General features: G+C 42.2%; 13 protein-coding genes and 1 tRNA gene. 12 read left to right on the top strand and 2 right to left on the bottom strand.

The window, feature by feature from the left end:
- The first annotated feature begins 75 nt into the window (after positions 1–75).
- The 5 genes from V5739_RS12265 (at position 76) to V5739_RS12245 (ending at position 7627) form a co-directional block, all read left to right on the top strand.
- The gene (locus V5739_RS12265; RefSeq protein WP_423818387.1) at positions 76–2439 is read left to right on the top strand and encodes a prolyl oligopeptidase family serine peptidase; all 2364 of its coding nucleotides are present in this window, start codon (positions 76–78) and stop codon (positions 2437–2439) included.
- A 223-nt stretch (positions 2440–2662) separates the two neighbouring features.
- Positions 2663–3109, top strand: coding sequence for a universal stress protein (locus V5739_RS12260; RefSeq protein ID WP_423818386.1), 447 nt, complete (start codon positions 2663–2665; stop codon positions 3107–3109).
- A gap of 217 nt (positions 3110–3326) precedes the next feature.
- Positions 3327–6080 (top strand): PAS domain-containing protein, encoded by a 2754-nt coding sequence (locus V5739_RS12255; protein WP_423818385.1) that lies wholly within the window; start codon positions 3327–3329, stop codon positions 6078–6080.
- Entirely contained in the window at positions 6064–6513 is a 450-nt protein-coding gene (locus tag V5739_RS12250) for a response regulator (protein ID WP_423818384.1), read from the top strand. Before V5739_RS12255 ends, V5739_RS12250 begins: the two co-directional genes overlap by 17 nt.
- A gap of 67 nt (positions 6514–6580) precedes the next feature.
- Positions 6581–7627: a Gfo/Idh/MocA family oxidoreductase gene (locus V5739_RS12245; protein ID WP_423818383.1), complete on the top strand. Its 1047-nt coding sequence runs from the start codon at positions 6581–6583 to the stop codon at positions 7625–7627.
- Here the strand turns inward: V5739_RS12245 and V5739_RS12240 are convergent.
- Entirely contained in the window at positions 7620–9008 is a 1389-nt protein-coding gene (locus tag V5739_RS12240) for an alanine/glycine:cation symporter family protein (protein WP_423818382.1), read from the bottom strand. The two genes, V5739_RS12245 and V5739_RS12240, sit on opposite strands and share 8 nt — an antisense overlap.
- 294 nt (positions 9009–9302) lie before the next feature.
- Between V5739_RS12240 and V5739_RS12235 the strand changes: the two genes are divergently transcribed.
- The 4 genes from V5739_RS12235 to V5739_RS12220 all read left to right on the top strand — a co-directional run bounded on the left by V5739_RS12235 (position 9303) and on the right by V5739_RS12220 (position 11672).
- On the top strand, positions 9303–10103 hold the full coding sequence (locus V5739_RS12235; protein ID WP_423818381.1) for a hypothetical protein: 801 nt from the start codon (positions 9303–9305) through the stop codon (positions 10101–10103).
- Positions 10104–10147: 44 nt separating this feature from the next.
- Positions 10148–10402 carry a hypothetical protein gene (locus V5739_RS12230; RefSeq protein WP_423818380.1) on the top strand — a complete coding sequence of 85 codons (255 nt, stop codon included), beginning with the start codon at positions 10148–10150 and terminating at the stop codon, positions 10400–10402.
- Between the two features lie 127 nt (positions 10403–10529).
- Positions 10530–10603: transfer RNA gene (locus V5739_RS12225), tRNA-Arg, on the top strand.
- 232 nt (positions 10604–10835) lie between these two features.
- Complete coding sequence (locus V5739_RS12220; RefSeq protein WP_423818379.1) at positions 10836–11672, top strand: site-specific integrase; 837 nt, start codon at positions 10836–10838, stop codon at positions 11670–11672.
- A gap of 29 nt (positions 11673–11701) precedes the next feature.
- Here the strand turns inward: V5739_RS12220 and V5739_RS12215 are convergent.
- Positions 11702–12834, bottom strand: a protein-coding gene (locus V5739_RS12215; protein WP_423817967.1) for an IS3 family transposase whose coding sequence is annotated in 2 segments (ribosomal slippage) — positions 11702–12573 and positions 12573–12834 — 1134 coding nt in all. Because the reading frame shifts where the segments join, the coding sequence is not laid out codon by codon here.
- Positions 12835–12902: 68 nt separating this feature from the next.
- Here V5739_RS12215 and V5739_RS12210 point away from each other — a divergent pair.
- The 3 genes from V5739_RS12210 to V5739_RS12200 all read left to right on the top strand — a co-directional run bounded on the left by V5739_RS12210 (position 12903) and on the right by V5739_RS12200 (position 18469).
- Positions 12903–13964 (top strand): transposase, encoded by a 1062-nt coding sequence (locus V5739_RS12210; protein ID WP_423818378.1) that lies wholly within the window; start codon positions 12903–12905, stop codon positions 13962–13964.
- Between the two features lie 246 nt (positions 13965–14210).
- Positions 14211–17564: a gliding motility-associated C-terminal domain-containing protein gene (locus V5739_RS12205; protein ID WP_423818377.1), complete on the top strand. Its 3354-nt coding sequence runs from the start codon at positions 14211–14213 to the stop codon at positions 17562–17564.
- A gap of 11 nt (positions 17565–17575) precedes the next feature.
- Positions 17576–18469, top strand: a complete 894-nt coding sequence (locus V5739_RS12200; protein ID WP_423818376.1) for a PorP/SprF family type IX secretion system membrane protein — start codon at positions 17576–17578, stop codon at positions 18467–18469.
- The last annotated feature ends 233 nt before the right edge of the window (positions 18470–18702 follow it).

Raw genomic sequence — 18702 nt, 5'->3', positions numbered from 1 at the left:
TATCAGGGGGTGCTTTTACTTTTAAAACTATCCTCCGGTTTTTTTTATATTGTCAATCCAATTTCAATCTTACCTATGAACAAAAAATACTTCCTCTACATTCTGGCATTTTTGAGCCTGCAGGCAGCCTATGCCCAAACGTCTGATCTCACTGTAGAAAAGATCATGCAGGATCCTTCCTGGATGGGTACTTTCCCTTCAAACGTGCAGTGGGGCCCGCACAGCGAATACATTTATTTTAATTACAACCCCGATAACAGTCCTGCCGATTCCCTCTACAGGGTATCCAGAAAAAACCTGAACATGATAGAAAAGGTTTCATGGCAGGATGAGCAAAAACTCCTTCCGCAGGGAGGGGATTTTAACCAGGCGCGCAATAAAAAGGTGTACACCCGCGATGGGGACCTCTTCCTGTACGACCTGCGTAAAAAAAAGGAGGAAAAGTTACTGGAACTCAGTGGGAGCCTATCAGACCCCCAGTTTTTGTACAACGAAAATAAAGTTAGTTTCGTCAATGATAACAACGCTTTCGTTTACGATCTAAGTACGGGAAAGATCACTCAACTCACCAATATTCAGGCGGGTAGCCAAAAAGAGCAAAAAGACAAAGAGCTTTCTGCACAAGATCAATGGCTGCAAGATGAAAACCTGCAATTGCTTGAAGAAGTAAGAAAGCGGAAAGAAAACAAAGAAGCGCAAAAAACTTACCGTGACATGACTGCAAAGCCGGAAGTGTTTACCTTTTACACCGGCGACAAGCACCTGCGAAACCTACAGGTATCCCCCAATGGCGAATATGTGACTTTTCAGCTTATCACTACCGCCGAAGCAAAAGATACTGATGTTCCCGATTACACCAATCTTACAGGTTACACAGTAAATCTTTCTGCCCGTAGCAAAGTAGGCAGCGAGCAGGCAAAACTGGAAGCCATGGTGTACAACCTGGAAAAGGACACTGTTTTCAAAGTAGATACAGAAAATCTTCCCGGAATTAAAGATCTGCCCGATTTTGTAAAAGATTATCCCGATAAAGAATGGAAAGAAGAAGTAAGGGAAGTGTATCCCAACGGCACCTGGTTCTCGAATGATGGAAATAAAGCTGTCATGGTAATACGTTCCAAAGACAATAAAGACCGATGGATCGCCCAGTTAGATCCGGAAACAGGAAGCTTGAAATCCCTGGACAGGCAGAGAGATGAAGCCTGGATCTCTGGCCCCGGAATAGGCTATTCCTGGAGTGGTGGTAATATTGGCTGGCTAAACGACAATAAGACCATTTATTTTCAAAGTGAAGAAACCGGATATTCACACCTCTATCTTCTCGATGTTAATTCGGGCAAAAAAACACAGTTGACCAAAGGTGATTTTGAAGTTTTTGACCCCATTCTTTCCAATGACGGAAAAAGCTGGTATCTCACTACTTCGGAAGTTGATGCCGGCCAGAGACATTTTTACAAAATGCCGGTACGGGGGGGGAAAATGCAGCAGCTTACCAGCCTTACCGGAAATAATGAAGTTGCCCTGTCGCCAGATGAAGATTATATGGCAATACGATATTCGTACTGCAATAAACCCTGGGAACTTTATTTAAAGAAAACTTCTGCTTCAGCCGAAGCTAAACAGGTGACCACAGGCCAGTCTGAAGAATTTCAGCAGTATGACTGGAGAGAACCGGCACTGGTAAAGTTCGAAGCCACAGATGGTGCCATGGTTCCTGCCCGGTTGTACAAACCTTCAGCCGAGGCAAAGAATGGTGCTGCGGTGGTATTTGTTCATGGGGCTGGTTACTTACAAAACGCACATAGCTGGTGGTCCAGCTACTTCAGGGAATATATGTTCCACAATTTGCTGGCCGATCTTGGATACACGGTTCTCGACATAGATTACCGCGGAAGTGCAGGTTATGGCCGTGACTGGCGCACCGGCGTTTACAGGCATATGGGCGGTAAAGACCTTAGCGACCAGGTAGACGGCGTAAAATATTTAATTGCTGAACATGGGGTAAACCCAGAGAAAGTCGGAATTTACGGCGGCAGTTACGGTGGGTTCATCACTCTCATGGCTATGTTTACTGAAGCCGAAACATTTGAATCTGGCGCTGCTTTGCGTTCGGTGACAGATTGGGCTCATTACAACCATGGCTATACCTCAAACATACTCAACGAGCCGGTAAATGACCCTATTGCCTACAGGCGCTCTTCTCCTATTTATTTTGCTGAAGGTTTTGAAGGGAACCTGCTAATAGCGCACGGTATGATAGATGTTAATGTGCATTTTCAGGATGTGGTGAGACTGGCCCAGAGGCTCATCGAACTTAAAAAAGAGAATTGGGAAATGGCCGTATATCCGGTAGAAGATCACGGTTTTACCGAACCAAGCAGCTGGACCGATGAATACAGGAGAATCTTGAAGTTATTTAATGAAACCCTGTTAGATTAACCTGCCAAAAAGGGCAAAAAGAGGCTGTCTTTAAAGCGGTAAAATGTCATTCTGAAATTTTACAGAAGCATACCTTGCTCACCTTCAGAAGCATACAATATCTGAGACGTGTAAAGGATCACAAAACAGAGCTTTAAGGGCAGCCTCTTTGCATTCGCCCCAGCCTTTCGCTTCCAGATTTACAGTATTTTTCCTACCTTTAATAATCTAATTTACTTCTACCATGAAAAAGATCCTCGTAGCGATTAACATTGAGAAAAATGCCGATCGTTTAATAGCCAAAGCCGAAGAAATTGCTCAGGCTTTCGGATCCAAGATTTGGATCCTTCACGTAAGCGAACCCGACCCCGACGATTACCTTGGGCTGGAAGCCGGACCACAATACGCTCAGGACAAAAGAGTGGAAAACCGGAAAAAAGAAGGTGAACTGGTAAAGCGCATGGCCGAAAACCTGCGCCAAAAGAACATTGAAGCCGAAGGTGTACAACTTAAAGGGTCAACGGTAAAAATGATTAAAAAAGAAGTGCAGAATATCAATGCCGACCTGCTTATTGCCGGACACCACAAAAAGAACTTTTTCTACGATATGTTTGTTGGAAGCATAAAACAGGAACTAATTGACGATCTGGATGTTCCCGTTCTACTGGTGCCTGTAAAACATAGATCTTAATCTGTTTGAAGAAAGGACTACAATGAATTTCCAGCTAATTTGTAGGAATTTTCTTCATTTATTTATTAACCTACTGGTCAAAGAGGACTTTTTTGTCGCCTAACGACCCAACTTCGTAGTTTTCAATAGGTCGAGGGAATATATTTTGTTTATATTTGTTTCGCCTTTAACAAAATATTAGGAGCAAAGGCAGGTTTTATACTTGTATCCCCCTGCGATGAGAGAAAACTGCTGGAAAGAAATTTTTGAAGCCATTCCCTTTGCCTGTTTGGTCTTAGAACCGCAAGAGTGCAATGCATTCATGATGGTAGAGGCTAACACAGCCTATCTTGAATTACTGGGTAGATCCCGCGAAGATCTATTGGGTAAAGACAGTAGGGAAATTTTCTCATCCCATGTCAACCTCAGCGAATATGGACCTGACTCCTTCTTTGCGACTTTAGAAAAAGTAGCAAGGTTAGGAGCAAAAGAAGAGGTAAACGACATAAGGTACGACGTAAAGAATATGATTACAGGAGAATTTGAAGAACGCTACTTCAGTTCTCAAAACTTTCCCATAAAGAACGAAGCCGGAAAAGTGGAAGTGATTCTACACTGTGCCCGGGAAGTTACAGCAGAGAATAAACGCAGAAAACGCGACAAAGAAATTGAAGAAGAACTCAATTTAAGCCGCCAACAATTCAAAAACTTTATCAGGAGTAATCCTGACGGTCTTTACAGGCTTGACATGCAGGGAAATTTTCTACATGTCAATGAGAGCCTTGCCATGATCACCGGCTTACCTGCAGAAGAGTTAATCAATAGTAACTTTATTAATTTTTGCACTCCTCATGACCAGGATCTTGTTATTGAACATTTTGAAAGGTCCCGTCAAGGAAAAGTAACTTCATTTGAAGCCGAATTCCTATCGGCTACAGGCAAATTAGTCACTCTAAAGATCCTGCTAATGCCTATGTTCCTAAAAGGCAGTGTAGCCGAGGTTCATGGTATTGCTAAAGATATCACTCAGCTAAAGCACAGCGAAAAGGTGATTATGGAGAAAAACCGTTTTCTTGAAGTGAACGCAGCTTTTGTAAGTTCTCTCCTTGAAAAAGAGATCAATCAGGAAGCACTTCAACAAACTTTTGGAGTCATAGCCGAAACCGTAGAAGCCGACAGGATGTACTATTTTGAGGCAAACTCCGATCCTGAAACCGGTGAAATATTGATAAGTCAAAAGGTAGAATGGTGCAGCGAAAAAACCATTCCTCAAATTGATAATAAGAAGCTGCAGAATATGCCCATAAAGAAGGTACAGGAAATTACTGCTCCCCTTGTAAAAAACCTTCCATTCACTGCCATTTTAGACGAACTTGCTCCTGGTGAGCTAAGAGAAATTTTTATTGAGCAGCAAATCAAATCTATGTTGTTGCTGCCAGTTTTCGTAGGAGATTCGCTTACCGGCTTTGTGGGGTTTGATGACTGTACATATCAGCGCATCTGGAAAGAAGAAGAAATCACCTTTTTAAAAGGTCTTACCCAAAACCTGACTAATGCTTTTGAACGCAATGCCGCTCTTAAGAAAGCCAAGCAAAGCGAGGAAGAACTTAAATTGAGTGAACAAAAATTTCGGGCTCTGGTTCAGGAAGGTGCCGATCTTATTGGGATTTTAGATATTTATGGATGCTATTCTTTTGTAAGTGAGAACTACAAGAAGATCCTTGGTTTAGAACCGCAGGAGCTCATAGGGAAGAATGCACAATATTTCATTCACCCCGAAGACTGGCCCAGAGTTAAAAAACAGTTTTACCAGTTAAAGGATCAAAAACAGGTAAAAATCTCACCTTTCAGGTTTAAAGATAAGAACAACGATTATCGTTGGGTACAGACCACCGCAACCAATCTTTTAAAAGATTCTGCCGTTAAAGGAATTGTAGCCAATTCTCGTGATATTACCACGGTGATTGAGCAAGCCAGGGAAATTGAGCATATCAACGAACGCTATCAACTGGCAGCAACGGCCACGCAAGATCTTATTTATGATTGGGATCTTGTGGAAAACAAAGTCACCCGTTTCCACAGAGGGCCACAGGAGCTGTTTGGTTATTCTGCGGAAGCAGTAGATCAATATGATTTCTGGAGAAATAACGTGCACCCCGAAGATAAACCGGCTGAAAAGAAAAAACTGGCAACTGTAATTTCCAATCCAAACGAAAATTTTATAAAAACAGAATACCGCTTCAGGAAAGCCGATGGCACTTATGCCCGGGTGGTAGATCGCGGTTACATCATTAGAGATTATACCGGTAAGGCACTACGGCTTATTGGTGCCACCAGCGATATTTCAGAAATAATCACAAAAAGGGAGGCCTTAAAGGTAGCCAACAAACGTTTTAAGATGGCCATGAAAGCCACCAATGAAATGATTTGGGACTGGGAGATAGAGACCGATTCGGTAACGCGAAGTAAAGGCTATAAGAAGATCTTTGGTTATGACACCAACGAAGCCACAACAGTACACGCCTTTTGGCTCAGGAAAGTGGTTGATGAAGACAGGGATAAGGTACAACGCTCTCTTGCCGATGCCATAACCAATACAGGGGTCAAAAAATGGAAACTGGAATACAGGTTTGTAAAAGCCGATGGCACGATTGCCCACATCATAGACCGCGGCTATATTTTACGGGACAGCAACGGCAAAGCAACGAGAATGGTGGGCGCAGTGCTCGATGTGACGAACTCCAGAAGACTTTTGCAAAAAGTTCAAAAGCAAAATAAGGTGCTAAAGGAAATTGCCTGGGAACAGTCTCACGTGGTAAGAGCCCCACTGGCACGTATAAAAGGCCTTTTACACCTGCTGGAAGAGGAGTTGTTTGAAGAAATGTTGAAAGATGAGATCCTGTTTCACATGAAAGAATCGGCTAACGAGCTCGATGATATTATTCGGAATATTGTAGAAAAAACTGAAAAGATTAATGTTGAAGCCAGATAATTCAGGTCGTTTGGAAATTCTGGTAGTAGATGACGATAAAGTAGTGACTTTATTGCACAAGAGCAGTCTGAAATCCTCCAGAATTGAACATTCTCCGGTACTTTGCTACAACGGTAAGGAAGCGCTTGACTATCTTAGGAAGCACGACAAACCCGGAAAGCACTTCCTGATTTTGCTCGACCTCAACATGCCCGTACTTGACGGCTGGAAAGTGTTGAAAAGACTCAAAAAATACCCCATGCAGGCCCAGGTATTCGTGGTGGTGGTGACATCTTCAATCAACCATCAGGATGCTGTAAAAGCCCAAAAGTTTGAGCACGTAATTCATTTTTGCCGCAAGCCTTTAACAGTAGCGTGTACCCAAAAGATTAAAAACCTGGAGCCTCTTCGAAAATTCTTCTTTCAGAACGTGGAGGAAAATCAGAAAAAATAAAGAAGGGTGTCAAAAATGGCATTTTAAGCGTCCAATATTCTTCAGAAATTTTTATCTTGAAACAAAAATGAAGCAGGTAAATACTGCCTTTGCAGGTTATGGCCCCGGCGGGAGCATCTATAATGCCCCAATCCTATCGAGCGTAAATGGATTTAGAGTAAAAAAGATCCTCACCTCCAACCCTACCAATGTTGAAACCGCAAAAAAAGACTTTCCGGAGGTTGAGATTGTAGGAGAATATTCAGAAATACTGGAAGATCCTGAAATTGATCTCATTATCCTTGTATTACCAAACCATCTCCATTTTACTTTTGCTAAAAAAGCCTTAAAAGCAGGAAAAAATGTACTGGTTGAAAAGCCTTTTACGCCCAATGTAAGGGAAGCCAATGAACTTATTAAACTGGCACATCAACAAAATTTACTGCTTACTGTACACCACAACCGTCGGTGGGACAGTGATTTTTTAACTGTAAAAAAGATAGTTGAAAAAGGCATTTTAGGCAGGGTGGTTGAATATGAAGCCCATTTTGATCGCTTTAGAAACGAAGTAAAAACCGGCTGGAAAGAGGATAAAAAGAACCCGGGAAGCGGAATTCTCTACGATTTGGGAAGTCACCTAATTGATCAGGCGCTTTGTCTCTTCGGACTTCCTCATGAAGTATTTGCCGATATTAGGACCCAGCGGGACAACGCCACGGTGCCCGATGCTTTTGAACTTATCCTCTTCTACCCTAACCTGAAAGTTACTTTAAAAGCAGGAATGCTTGTAAAAGAAAAAGGCCCCACTTACCAGCTCTCTGGCACGAAGGGAAGTTTTGTGAAATATGGGGTAGACCCTCAAGAGGAATATCTCAAAAAAGGTGCTAAACCACAAAACACTTCAGAATGGGGTGTGGAACCCAAAGAAATTTGGGGCAGGCTCAATACTGTCGAAGAAGAAAAGCTTTTAGAAAGTGAGCGCGGCAATTACCCTTTCGTGTACCAAAACCTGTATAATGCCCTTACACAGGGAGAAGCTCTTGCAGTGTCACCTCAACAGGGCAGAGACGTCATAAAGGTCATAGAAGCGGCGCAACAAAGTCATGATGAGCGCAGGGTGATTACCTTTAGTTAAGAGGTTTTCCAGACTCCTTCAGTTTTAAAAAATATCTTTTTGCCTCCTTCAGCACTCGAGGTGCCATGATTAGGGTAGCTGTCATTGTGGGAATAGCCATTAAAGCAAAAAATCCGTCGATGAGGTTTATCATCATGCTTAGAGACGTTGTCGCCCCCAGGAGTATACTCAGAATATAGAAGTAGTTGTAGTAATGCTTGTTTTTGGCCCCAATTAAGAAGGAAAGACATTTACTTCCGTAGTAAGAATAAGAAAACAGGGAAGATATACTGAAGATCGCGATACAAACCAACAGCAGGTAATTCCCATAACCCGGGATAGACGCATCAAAGGCGGCAGCTGTTAGGCTCACCCCATTCACATCGTGCGTTTGCCAAACACCGGTGACAAGAATCGCCATTCCGGTTAAGGAGCACACAATGAGGGTATCTATAGCCGGCCCCAACATAGCGACCAGGCCTTCGCGTACAGGCTCGGCAGTTTTGGCAGCTCCGTGGGCCATGGGAGCAGTTCCAATCCCGGCTTCATTTGAAAAAGCACCACGCCGTACACCCAGAATTATGAGTCCGCCCAGCATACCTCCCAAAAATGGTTCTCCGGCATAATTTTCTGCTGCAAATGCATCAGTAAAAATAAGTTTGAAGTAGTATGGCACCTGCTCAAGATTTACGAAGAAAATAATAAGCACGGCCACAAAATAAAGGCCCACCATAACCGGAACCATTCTTGAAACCGTATTACTTATTCTATTAAGACCCCCGTAAATCACCACTGCAGTAATTATGGCCAGGATCACTCCAATGATAAGGTTGGATGTTAGAGTTACCTCAACCCCGTTAGGTGTTAAAAGGATATAATTTATAGCCTGAGTAAGCTGGTTGACATTAAAGACCGGTAAAGCCCCCACAAGGCCGGCTACACTGAAAAAAGCAGCCATGATCCACCATTTTTTCCCGAGTCCTTCGGTAATAAAATACATAGGACCTCCCTGTAGCTTTCCTTCAGAATCTTTTCCGCGGTACATGACGGCCAGAGTGTTTGTAAAAAATTTGGTAGCCATACCTATAATGGCACTTATCCACAACCAGAACATGGCACCCGGACCTCCAATAGCGATAGCCACAGCAACGCCGGCAATATTCCCCATCCCAATAGTAGAAGAAAGTGCCGTAGAAAGCGCCTTGAAATGATTGATCTCGCCGGGGTCGTTTGGATCATCGTATTTTCCCCGAAGTACCTCTATGGAATGCCCGAGGTAACGAAAGGGAAGAAATTTTGAAAGAATAAGAAGATATAATCCTCCACCGGTAAGTAAGATTAAAAGTGGAAGGCCCCATACGAAGGAGGCGAATTGAGCTATGAACTCATCTAGTGTTGCCATATAGCAAATATAGTATTTGCAGAAGATTGTGCAAGTTTCACCTGACCGACTGCAGCATTATTCTAAAGATTTTCCTTGAGCTCCACAAAACATAATAAATCATAAAATTGTGTTAATAAAGCTCTCCAATTCTGTACATTTGGACGAATAAAAATTTTCTTTTTGAAGGCCGGTTAGAACATTATTCAACTTCATGCGGAACATCTATCTTCTAATTCTTTGTCTTTTAGTATTAGGCCAACTTCAGGCCCAGGAACTAATTTGGGAGAAGACCATAGGTGGAAATGATATATATTGGCCACCAATCCTGCAGGCACTATACTTTGGCAAAGTCGTTTTGGTGGAGATCATATTGATGCTATTAAGAAGACAATAGAACTGGCCGATGGCACCTACTTGCTTGCCGGAGAATCCCACACCGGAATATCGGGAGACAAAAACGAAGCTTTAAGAGGGTTTCGGGATCTGTGGATCGTAAAACTGGATGCCAACAGACAAATCGAATGGCAAAGGACTTTTGGTGGTAATGAGGCTGAAGATCTCACAGATGTTGTACAAACGGAGGGTGAGGGCTTTTTAATTGCTGCACATTCCCTATCGTCAAATACAGGAGATAAGACTACTGTAAGTTTGGGGGAAACAGACTTATGGATCTTAAAACTGGATAGCAGCGGCAATATCGAATGGCAAAAAAGCTATGGAGGTGGAGGGTACGACAGCTCTCCACACATTGCAAAAACTAACAATGGCAATTTTGTGATTGGAGCTACTTCAGCTTCCGGAATTTCAGCAACAAAAAGTGAACTTTCAAGGGGATTGGGTGATTACTGGGTTTTTGAAATAGATCCTATGGGAGAGATCATCTGGCAGAGAACTATTGGGGGAAATAACGGAGATTTTTTTTCCCACCTGCAGCCTGCACGAGACGGGGGTTATTTATTGGGTGGGGATTCATTTTCTCCCATAAGCGGGGAAAAAACAGTAGCAAACAATGGGGGAATAGACCTGTGGGTGATAAAAATAGATGCCGGAGGCGAAATTCAATGGCAGCAAACATACGGCGGCAGTTCGGAAGAGTGGTTTGCTAATTTTTAACCTTCAGCAGATTCCGGATATGTAATACTCTGGGGGCTTTTGGTATGGACCAACTTATGCGGGGTTTTGTAGATGTGGAAGGAAATTATATGTTAGCAGGCTGGACAGATTCCGGTGCATCTGGGGACAAAAGTCAGGTTTCAAGAGGAAGCAGAGATGGATGGGTAATTAAGTTAGATCCTCCAGAATTAGACCTTCCTTCAGTTAATACTCCTGATCCTTATATTGCCTGTGAGGTAGGTCAGGTCGATATCTGTACCAAATTTATGCCGGGAAGTGGCAGGCATAGAACTTCTTAATTAAGCAAGAGAAAAATTTCAGGCAGCATCAAAACCATTTCTAAACTCCGGAAGGAAAAAAATATATTATTTAGCCTCAAATTGTTTTCGTTTTTTATAAAATAGCCTATATTTGCACCCGCAAAACGGCCTCGTGGCGCAACTGAATAGCGCATCTGATTACGGCTCAGAAGGTTACAGGTTTGAATCCTGTCGAGGTCACTATATCTACTTCAACAAACCCTGTAATTCACTGATTTACAGGGTTTTTTATTTTCTGAGATGTTAATTAATGTTAAAAAATATTGATTAATATTGAATTGTGAGGTCAACAAATCGGTCAACAAAAATAGTTTTAGAAATTTGTTGACCGCTTTGTTAAAATTATTAACTTTCTTATATAGTTGATTTGACTTTCGTCTTTACTGATTATTCACCTTTAAGACGAACAACTATGACTTCAAAACAGACATTTTCTATCCTGTTCTGGATTAACTCCTCCAGAGCCAAAGACAATATGGCCGAAATTTATGCCCGAATTGTCGTCAACCGTAAAAGAGTTAATATCAGTTTAAAAACAAAAGTTGACATTAAAAAATGGGATAAAAACAAAGGACGATTAAAATCCAAAGATCCAGGTTCCATCCAGATAAATCGGTACATCGAACAAACAAGGACGCAAATTTTTCAGTCTTACATGGACCTCCAAGCCAACCATGAGACAGTTAGCGCTACATCCGTAAAATCTCGTTTTTTAGGAGAAGATGAGCATCACACCTCAATAAAGGAATTAATAGCATATCATAATGAAAAGATGCAACACGTTCTGAATCCTGCTACTATGCGCCACTTCAAGACGAGTCAAACCTATATTATGGAGTATGTTCACAAAGAGTATAAATCTAAGGACTACCTACTTAAAAATCTTGATTATGGTTTTATAATTGGTTTCGAAAGCTTTTTGCGCTCCTATAAGCCGAAACATTATCAACCACAAATTGGCAACAACACCATCATGAAGCATATTCAGAGATTGAGAAAGATGGTAACCATGGCCTTCCATATGGAGTGGATTACAAAAGATCCATTTGTAAAATTCAAACCTAAAATAATCAAGAAAGAACGAGATTTCCTTACACAAAACGAACTGGAAAGATTGGAAAAACTATCCTGCTCAGTGGAAAGGTTAACTCAGGTTAAGGATCTATTTGTTTTTAGCTGCTATACTGGAATCTCCTTTGGGGATATTATGTTACTAACCAAGAAAAACATTGTAGACGGAGAGGACTGAAATCTTTGGATTCTAACTGTAAGCTCCCCCTAATTAGAACTGCTTGATGATATAAAATTATTGTTTTTGGTTTTATCTGTAGTTGCTATTAGAGAATTATATTCTGCATATTCTATTGGAGCCATTTTTCCTAATGCATCGTGAGGTCTTTGATTATTGTAATCATCCATCCATACCTGTGTTTGTTCTCGTACCTGATCCAGATCTTCAAAAATGTATTTATTTAAAACTCCTCTTCTATAGCTACCATTGAATCGTTCAATAAAAGCATTCTGTGTAGGTTTTCCTGGTTGGATATATTTGAAGTTGATTCCATGCATCTGGCTCCATTCTGAAGCTATTTTAGCAATAAACTCAGGACCATTGTCCATTCTTATTTTCTGAGGTTTTGTTCTTCGATTAATTAGGTGGTTTAGTACCCAAATAACTCTATTGCTGGGCAAGGAAAAATCTACTTCTATGTGAAGTGCCTCCCGGTTATAATCATCAATAATAGTAAAGGCCCTAAACCTTCTTTTATTATCCAGGACATCTGTCACAAAATCCATACTCCAGGTATGATTAAGGGTCTCAGGTACTTCTAAGGGTTCTTTTACTCTTGCTGGTAATCTTTTCTTCACTTTACGCCTTAAGCTTAAGCCAAGGTTTTTATAGACACGATAAACTCTTTTATGGTTCCACGGCTTTCCTTCCTTACGCAGTCGCTCATAAGCCATCCAAAAACCTTCCTCACTATACTTCTCTGCCTTTTGCTGTAAGGCTTCTTCTATGGGTTTATCATCTTTAGGGAGAGGTTTATAATAAAACACACTCTTGCTCATTTTTAAAACACGGCACGCCCTGCTTATACCGTAATGAGCAAGTTCTTTAGCTATGGTTCGCTTACGGCAAGGCTTTAGAGCTTTTTTTCGATGATCTCTTTAGCCATCTCATGATCCAAAGAAAGGGTGGCATACATTTGCTTGAGTCGACGATTCTCTTCCTCAAGTTCTTTGAGTCGCTTAAGCTCTTTGCCATTCATTCCGCTAAAACGTTCTCGCCATTTGTAAAAAGCAGCGGTGCTTACACCATATTCACGACTGATCTCGGCAGCTGTTTTACCGTTATCGAATTCTTTGAGGATCTTAGAGATTTGCTGAGGGGAAAATTTACTTTTTTTCATACTGTTTAAAATTAAGAGTTATTATACTTTTAAACAGTTCGGTTTTAAGGGAAGCTTACAATGCTTCTATGGACAGCCTGGAGATCAAAGTCCCGGCAAAAGACCTCGAGGAGCATCTTTCTAAAGTGCGGGTACAAAGCAGCAGAGACCGAAAGGCTAAAGAGAATAAAGCTTCTGAAGAACAGCAGAAGATCACAGCAAGTAAGAAAGAACTCCAGGAAATAAAGAGCCGGAACAAAAAATGGAGTCAGGACCAGGACATGCGCCCCGGTGCCAAAAACAAAGGCAGCAGGTATACCAGCAACAAAACACATTACAGCCCCACCGATCCCGATGCCCGGATTAGTGTAAAACCCGGGAAGGCCAGAAAACTGAACTACCTGTGCAACCTGGCAGTAGATATTGAAGCACACGTCATTACTGATGTTCGGGCTTATCACGCAGATAAAAAAGATACTAAATACCTGCAGGATACTGCCACAAGGCTCAACAGGCGCCTGCGTCGTGAAGGTTTGATATGGGAAAATGTACTGGCAGATGCCGGTTACAGCAGTGGAGAGAATTATGCATACTTCGAGAAAAAAGGCCTTACCACTTATATCCCTCCGCACGGAACCTATAAAGGCGGACCTGAAAGATTTGAATATATCAAAGAAGGGAATTACTGGCTGTGCCCACAAGGTAAGAAAGTGACCTTCCGAAAGCAGAAGATGGAAAATGGCAATCTAAAAGACAATTATTTTACCACACGTGCCGATTGTAAAGGCTGTCCCATAAAGCAGGCCTGTATTGGTAAGAGCCATGAAAAAAGGATCAACATTACCGCTTATAGAGAGGAGTACGAAAGGAATATTGAACGGGTAAAGAGCAGGCGTGGCCGCTACATGAAAGGCAAACGCCAAAGCACTGTAGAACCTGTTTTTGGTACGCTAAAGGAGTTCCTGGGGCTTCGGAAGGTGAATACCATTGGAATCAAACAGGCCAATAAGTGCATGCACCTGGCCGCCATCGCTTATAACCTAAAGAAATACCTGAAATTCACCCATAAAAGAATGAAATCCGGGGCAGGACAGCTTGCCTTGCTGTTTTCACCAAAAACCTACTACAGGAATCTCACAGTTCAATTTTAAGGAACCTGAATTTTGCTCACAGCCCACCGAATCTATAAAAGAAAAACCGCTTAAAGCGGCTTATTGGTATCAGGAATTTTCGAAATTAACGGCTTGCGCAACGGTTACTGTTGTTGTAAACTGGGCTTTTTTCTCTTTAAATTATCAGTTAGTTTTAGTCCGCTGAAAATTGATCAGTCAGTATTTTTTAAAAACTCACTTTTGAAAATCTTTTTTTAGAGATAAATTGGATTTAGTGAGTTCCGCTTGTCCGGCATCAAAAATATTGAAACAGATTTCGATTTTTCACCTTTGGGTTATCCTGCACAAGGAATCACGAATGAATGGTCTAATAGTAGCCAAATAACATTCACACCTACCGGTACTCCTACAGTCCTGTTTGGCACCAAAAATAATAATATTGGACCCTTCGTTGTCTCCTATACCAATGGCGAATGGGTTAATAGAGGAGCAATAGCAGGAATTCAGGATAAATCATTTTATCTGGATATGGTAACCTCGGCTACGGGGGAAACTTACCTTACTTTCGATGCTTCAACTGCTGGCAAAACCTATCTTTATAGAACTACAGATTTTACCACTTATGAAAAATTAGATGAACAATCAGATAGATCTGGTGCAATATCCCTTTCACAATTAAATTCCGGACAGGTATATAATAGATTTAACCAAAAAGGATTTTTGATCGATGGTTCGCAGCTAAGGGAATTTGGTGATCCAGCTTTTGGCCAATTATACAATAGCAGCCTGGTTAATGATCCTGATGGTGGATTCTTACTTTTTAGTAACAATTCTCCTCTTGGAAATTCAGAAGCTTATAAATATTCCCAGGGCAACAGCCTTACCTATACTGTAGTTGATGGAGCAGGAAATACTACAACAGGTAGTGTCTCAATTACTGTGGAGGACAACATTAAACCACAGGTAATTACAAAGGATATAACTGTTGAGCTGGACGAAAACGGCGCTGCAACTATCACTACCGAAATGATCGATGATAACTCTGCAGATGCGTGTGGTATTGATAGCTATTCGCTGGATATTACTGAATTCGATTGTTCGAATGTTGGTGAAAATACAGTTAAACTTACTGTAACTGATATCAACGGCAATTCTGAAACTGGGACTGCAATCGTGACTGTAGAAGACAACGTAGCTCCGGTGGTTGCAATCCAAAACATTACTGTTCAGCTTGATGCTGAAGGAAACGCAACTATCACTCCGGCGATGATCGACAACGGCTCTGCCGATGCCTGCGGAATTTCAGAAATGTCGCTTGATAATGACACTTTTGACTGCTCAAATGTTGGGGAGAACACGGTGGTGCTGACTGTTGAAGACAACAATGGAAACAAAACCTCTTCCGAAGCAATCGTGAATGTAGAAGATAATGTAGCTCCGGTGGTTGCGATCCAAAACATCACTGTTCAACTTGATGCTGAAGGAAACGCGACCATCACTCCTGAAGATATCGACAACGGTTCTTCCGATGCCTGCGGGATTTCAGAAATGACGCTTGATAATGCCATTTTTGACTGTTCAAATGTCGGGGAGAACACGGTGGTGCTGACTGTTGAAGACAATAACGGAAACACCACTTCTTCCGAAGCAATCGTAACTGTAGAAGACAACGTAGCTCCAAATGTGGTTACGCAAAACATCACAGTTCAACTTGATGCTGAAGGAAACGCGACCATCACCCCTGAAGATATCGACAACGGTTCTACCGATGCCTGCGGAATTTCAGAAATGTCCCTTGATATTGCCACTTTTGACTGCTCAAATGTCGGTGAGAATACTTTGACCCTTACTGTTGAAGACAATAACGGAAATAAAACTCCTTCCGAAGCAATTGTAACTGTAGAAGATAATGTAGCTCCGGTTGCGGTGACCCAAAACATCACCGTTCAACTGGATGCTGAAGGAAACGCAACTATTACTCCGGCGATGATCGACAACGGCTCTTCAGATGCCTGCGGAATTTCAGAAATGACGCTTGATAATGCCATTTTTAACTGTTCAAATGTCGGGGAGAATACGGTAGTGCTTACTGTTGAAGATAACAATGGAAATACAACTTCTTCCGAAGCAATCGTGACTGTAGAAGACAACGTAGCTCCAAATGTAGTTACGCAAAACATCACAGTTCAACTTGATGCTGAAGGAAATGCAACTATTACTCCGGCGATGATCGACAACGGCTCTTTAGATGCCTGCGGAATTTCAGAAATGACACTTGATATTGACACTTTTGACTGCTCCAATGTTGGAGAGAACACGGTAGTGCTGACCGTTGAAGACAACAATGGAAATACAAGTTCTTCCGAAGCAATCGTGACTGTTGAAGATAACGTAGCTCCGGTGGTTGCAATCCAACACATCACAGTTCAACTGGATGCTCAAGGAAATGCAACTATCACTCCGGCGATGATCGACAACGGCTCTGCCGATGCCTGTGGGATTTCAGACATGTCGCTTGATAATGCCATTTTTGACTGCTCTAATGTCGGGGAGAATACAGTAGTTCTAACTGTTGAAGACAACAATGGAAACACGACTTCTTCCGAAGCAATTGTAACTATTGAAGACAATGTAGCTCCTGTAGTAGTGGTCAAAAACATCACCGTGCAGCTTGATGATGACGGGAAGGTAAACATCACCACTGCAGATGTGGTGGAAAGTGCGACCTATAATTGTGCAGTTGGCAGTATTACGCTAAGTGAAACGCGTTTTAACTGTGCTACCGGTGCCACAAAAGATGTGACGGTAACGGTTACTGATGTGAACGGCAACATCACCACCAGCGTGGCGACGGTGACCATCCTTGATGAAACCGCTCCCGTGGTAATTGCCAAAGACATCGTGGTAGAACTTGATGAAAATGGCATGGCCAGTATCGTGGCCGAAGATGTCTATGATGAGGCTTTTGACAACTGCGGAATTGCTTCCATGAGCCTGGATATTACCAGCTTTGGATGTGACAATGAAGGGATGAACTTTGTTCTGCTAAGTGTTACCGACTTTAGCGGAAACTTAAGAACGGCCGAAGCTGTTGTAGAGGTTCAAAACAGCTTTGGAGACAATGATTCCGACGGAATGAAAGACAACTGTGATGACGATGATGACAATGATGGTATTCCTGATGATGTTGACAATGCACCCTTAGTTCCAAACCCCGATCAAACAGATACCGATGGAGATGGCCTGGGAGATATCATTGACACAGATGATGACGGTGACGGAATTCTTGATGAAGATGACAACTGTCCGCTAACCTACAATCCTGGTCAGGAAGACATCGATAAAGATGGTGTGGGAGATGTTTGTGATACAACACAAATTCATGTTTCTGAAGCCATGACGCCAAACGGTGACGGTATCAACGACACCTGGAGGGTGGTGAACATTGAGAACCATTCAAACTCCCTTGTCATTATTTACAACCGCTGGGGGAAAGAGATCTTTAGACAGTCGGCCTACCAGAATGATTGGGACGGTACGTACAACGGCGATGCACTGCCCGAAAGCTCATACTACTTCCAGATCTACCTTGACGGAAAGAACCTGGATAAAGACGGATGGTTGTACATAACAAAATAATGAAGCTCACAATGAAAAGATATATCAATAAATTTATCGTACTGTTCCTGATATTCACCGGAACGACTTTATACGCGCAACAACAGAATTCGTACACTTTTTACCGCCAGAATATGAACATCGTGAACCCGGCTTATGCCGGGGCCGATGGACATACCACTTTTGCAGGTATTTTCAGGAGTCAGTGGAGTGGTGTGAAAAATGCCCCCGAAGCCCAGGCTTTTTCCTTTGGTACCTATGCCGGGAAAAGAGTTGGAGTGGGACTTTCGGTAGAAAACGACCGCACTTTTGTGGAGCAGCAAACCTTTGTGACTGCCGACTTTTCTTATAGGCTTCCCATGAACGAGCAACTCGATCTTTTCCTTGGTTTGAAAGCAGGTGGAAACTTTTACAACGTGAATACCTCCGAGCTTGAGACCTGGAATTATGATGTAGATCCTTCGCTGGTGGGCCTTAGCCGGTTCAACCCCAACGTGGGGGTGGGTGCTTATTTAAAACATGAGAAATACTATATTTCTCTATCGGCCCCAAAGATCCTCGAGACCAAGCGGGCACGAGAAGAGGAAGGCATAGTAACTACGGCGGCAGACAGGGTGCATATGTACTTAAGTGGAGGATATGACTTCAGGCTGAACAGCACGTTGGAGTTAAAACCCTCTGTTATGCTTCGATATGTGCATGGCGCCCCGGTTTCGGTAGATTTTACAGCGCTTATGAACATTCATAACAACTTTGAGATTGGAGCAGCTTACAGGACCGATGAGGCCATTAGCGGCCTTGCTTTGATCAAGGTGATCGACTGGTTTGACTTTGGTTACGCTTATGAATCTTCCCTGCGTTCAGAATTACAAAATGCAAGCAACGGCACCCATGAGCTGTTTGTGAGGTTTACACTGAAGGACTAGAAGAAAGTTTTAGTTTCTGAAATACTTCAGGAATGATAAGACAAAAATCTGCTGTGATAGAAATACCCGGCAGATTTTTGTTCTTTAAGGCTGAAGCAAAAAATCCCAGACAACTCAGCACTATGCAAAAATTTTAGATAGAAAAATCAGTGATGATATTGCTCTATGAGAAAGGTTAGATTCCTCTTTGGACGCGTTAAGTTTGAAATAGGGATTTCACTAATATTAAGCAT

Origin of the sequence: Salinimicrobium sp. TIG7-5_MAKvit (genome assembly GCF_049569215.1) — a bacterium.
Taxonomy (GTDB): Bacteria; Bacteroidota; Bacteroidia; order Flavobacteriales; family Flavobacteriaceae; genus Salinimicrobium; species Salinimicrobium profundisediminis.
Note: the sequence above shows the minus strand (reverse complement) of the source record. Positions and strands in the feature narration are given on the sequence as shown.

What these genes read in the sequence shown, in the direction of transcription:
- V5739_RS12210 (WP_423818378.1), top strand. Translation starts at nt 12,903, where the DNA reads ATGGACAGCCTGGAGATCAAAGTCCCGGCAAAAGACCTCGAGGAGCAT.
- V5739_RS12220 (WP_423818379.1), top strand. Translation starts at nt 10,836, where the DNA reads ATGACTTCAAAACAGACATTTTCTATCCTGTTCTGGATTAACTCCTCC.
- V5739_RS12200 (WP_423818376.1), top strand. Translation starts at nt 17,576, where the DNA reads ATGAAAAGATATATCAATAAATTTATCGTACTGTTCCTGATATTCACC.
- V5739_RS12255 (WP_423818385.1), top strand. Translation starts at nt 3,327, where the DNA reads ATGAGAGAAAACTGCTGGAAAGAAATTTTTGAAGCCATTCCCTTTGCC.
- V5739_RS12260 (WP_423818386.1), top strand. Translation starts at nt 2,663, where the DNA reads ATGAAAAAGATCCTCGTAGCGATTAACATTGAGAAAAATGCCGATCGT.
- V5739_RS12230 (WP_423818380.1), top strand. Translation starts at nt 10,148, where the DNA reads ATGGACCAACTTATGCGGGGTTTTGTAGATGTGGAAGGAAATTATATG.
- V5739_RS12240 (WP_423818382.1), bottom strand. Translation starts at nt 9,008, where the DNA reads ATGGCAACACTAGATGAGTTCATAGCTCAATTCGCCTCCTTCGTATGG.
- V5739_RS12250 (WP_423818384.1), top strand. Translation starts at nt 6,064, where the DNA reads ATGTTGAAGCCAGATAATTCAGGTCGTTTGGAAATTCTGGTAGTAGAT.
- V5739_RS12245 (WP_423818383.1), top strand. Translation starts at nt 6,581, where the DNA reads ATGAAGCAGGTAAATACTGCCTTTGCAGGTTATGGCCCCGGCGGGAGC.
- V5739_RS12265 (WP_423818387.1), top strand. Translation starts at nt 76, where the DNA reads ATGAACAAAAAATACTTCCTCTACATTCTGGCATTTTTGAGCCTGCAG.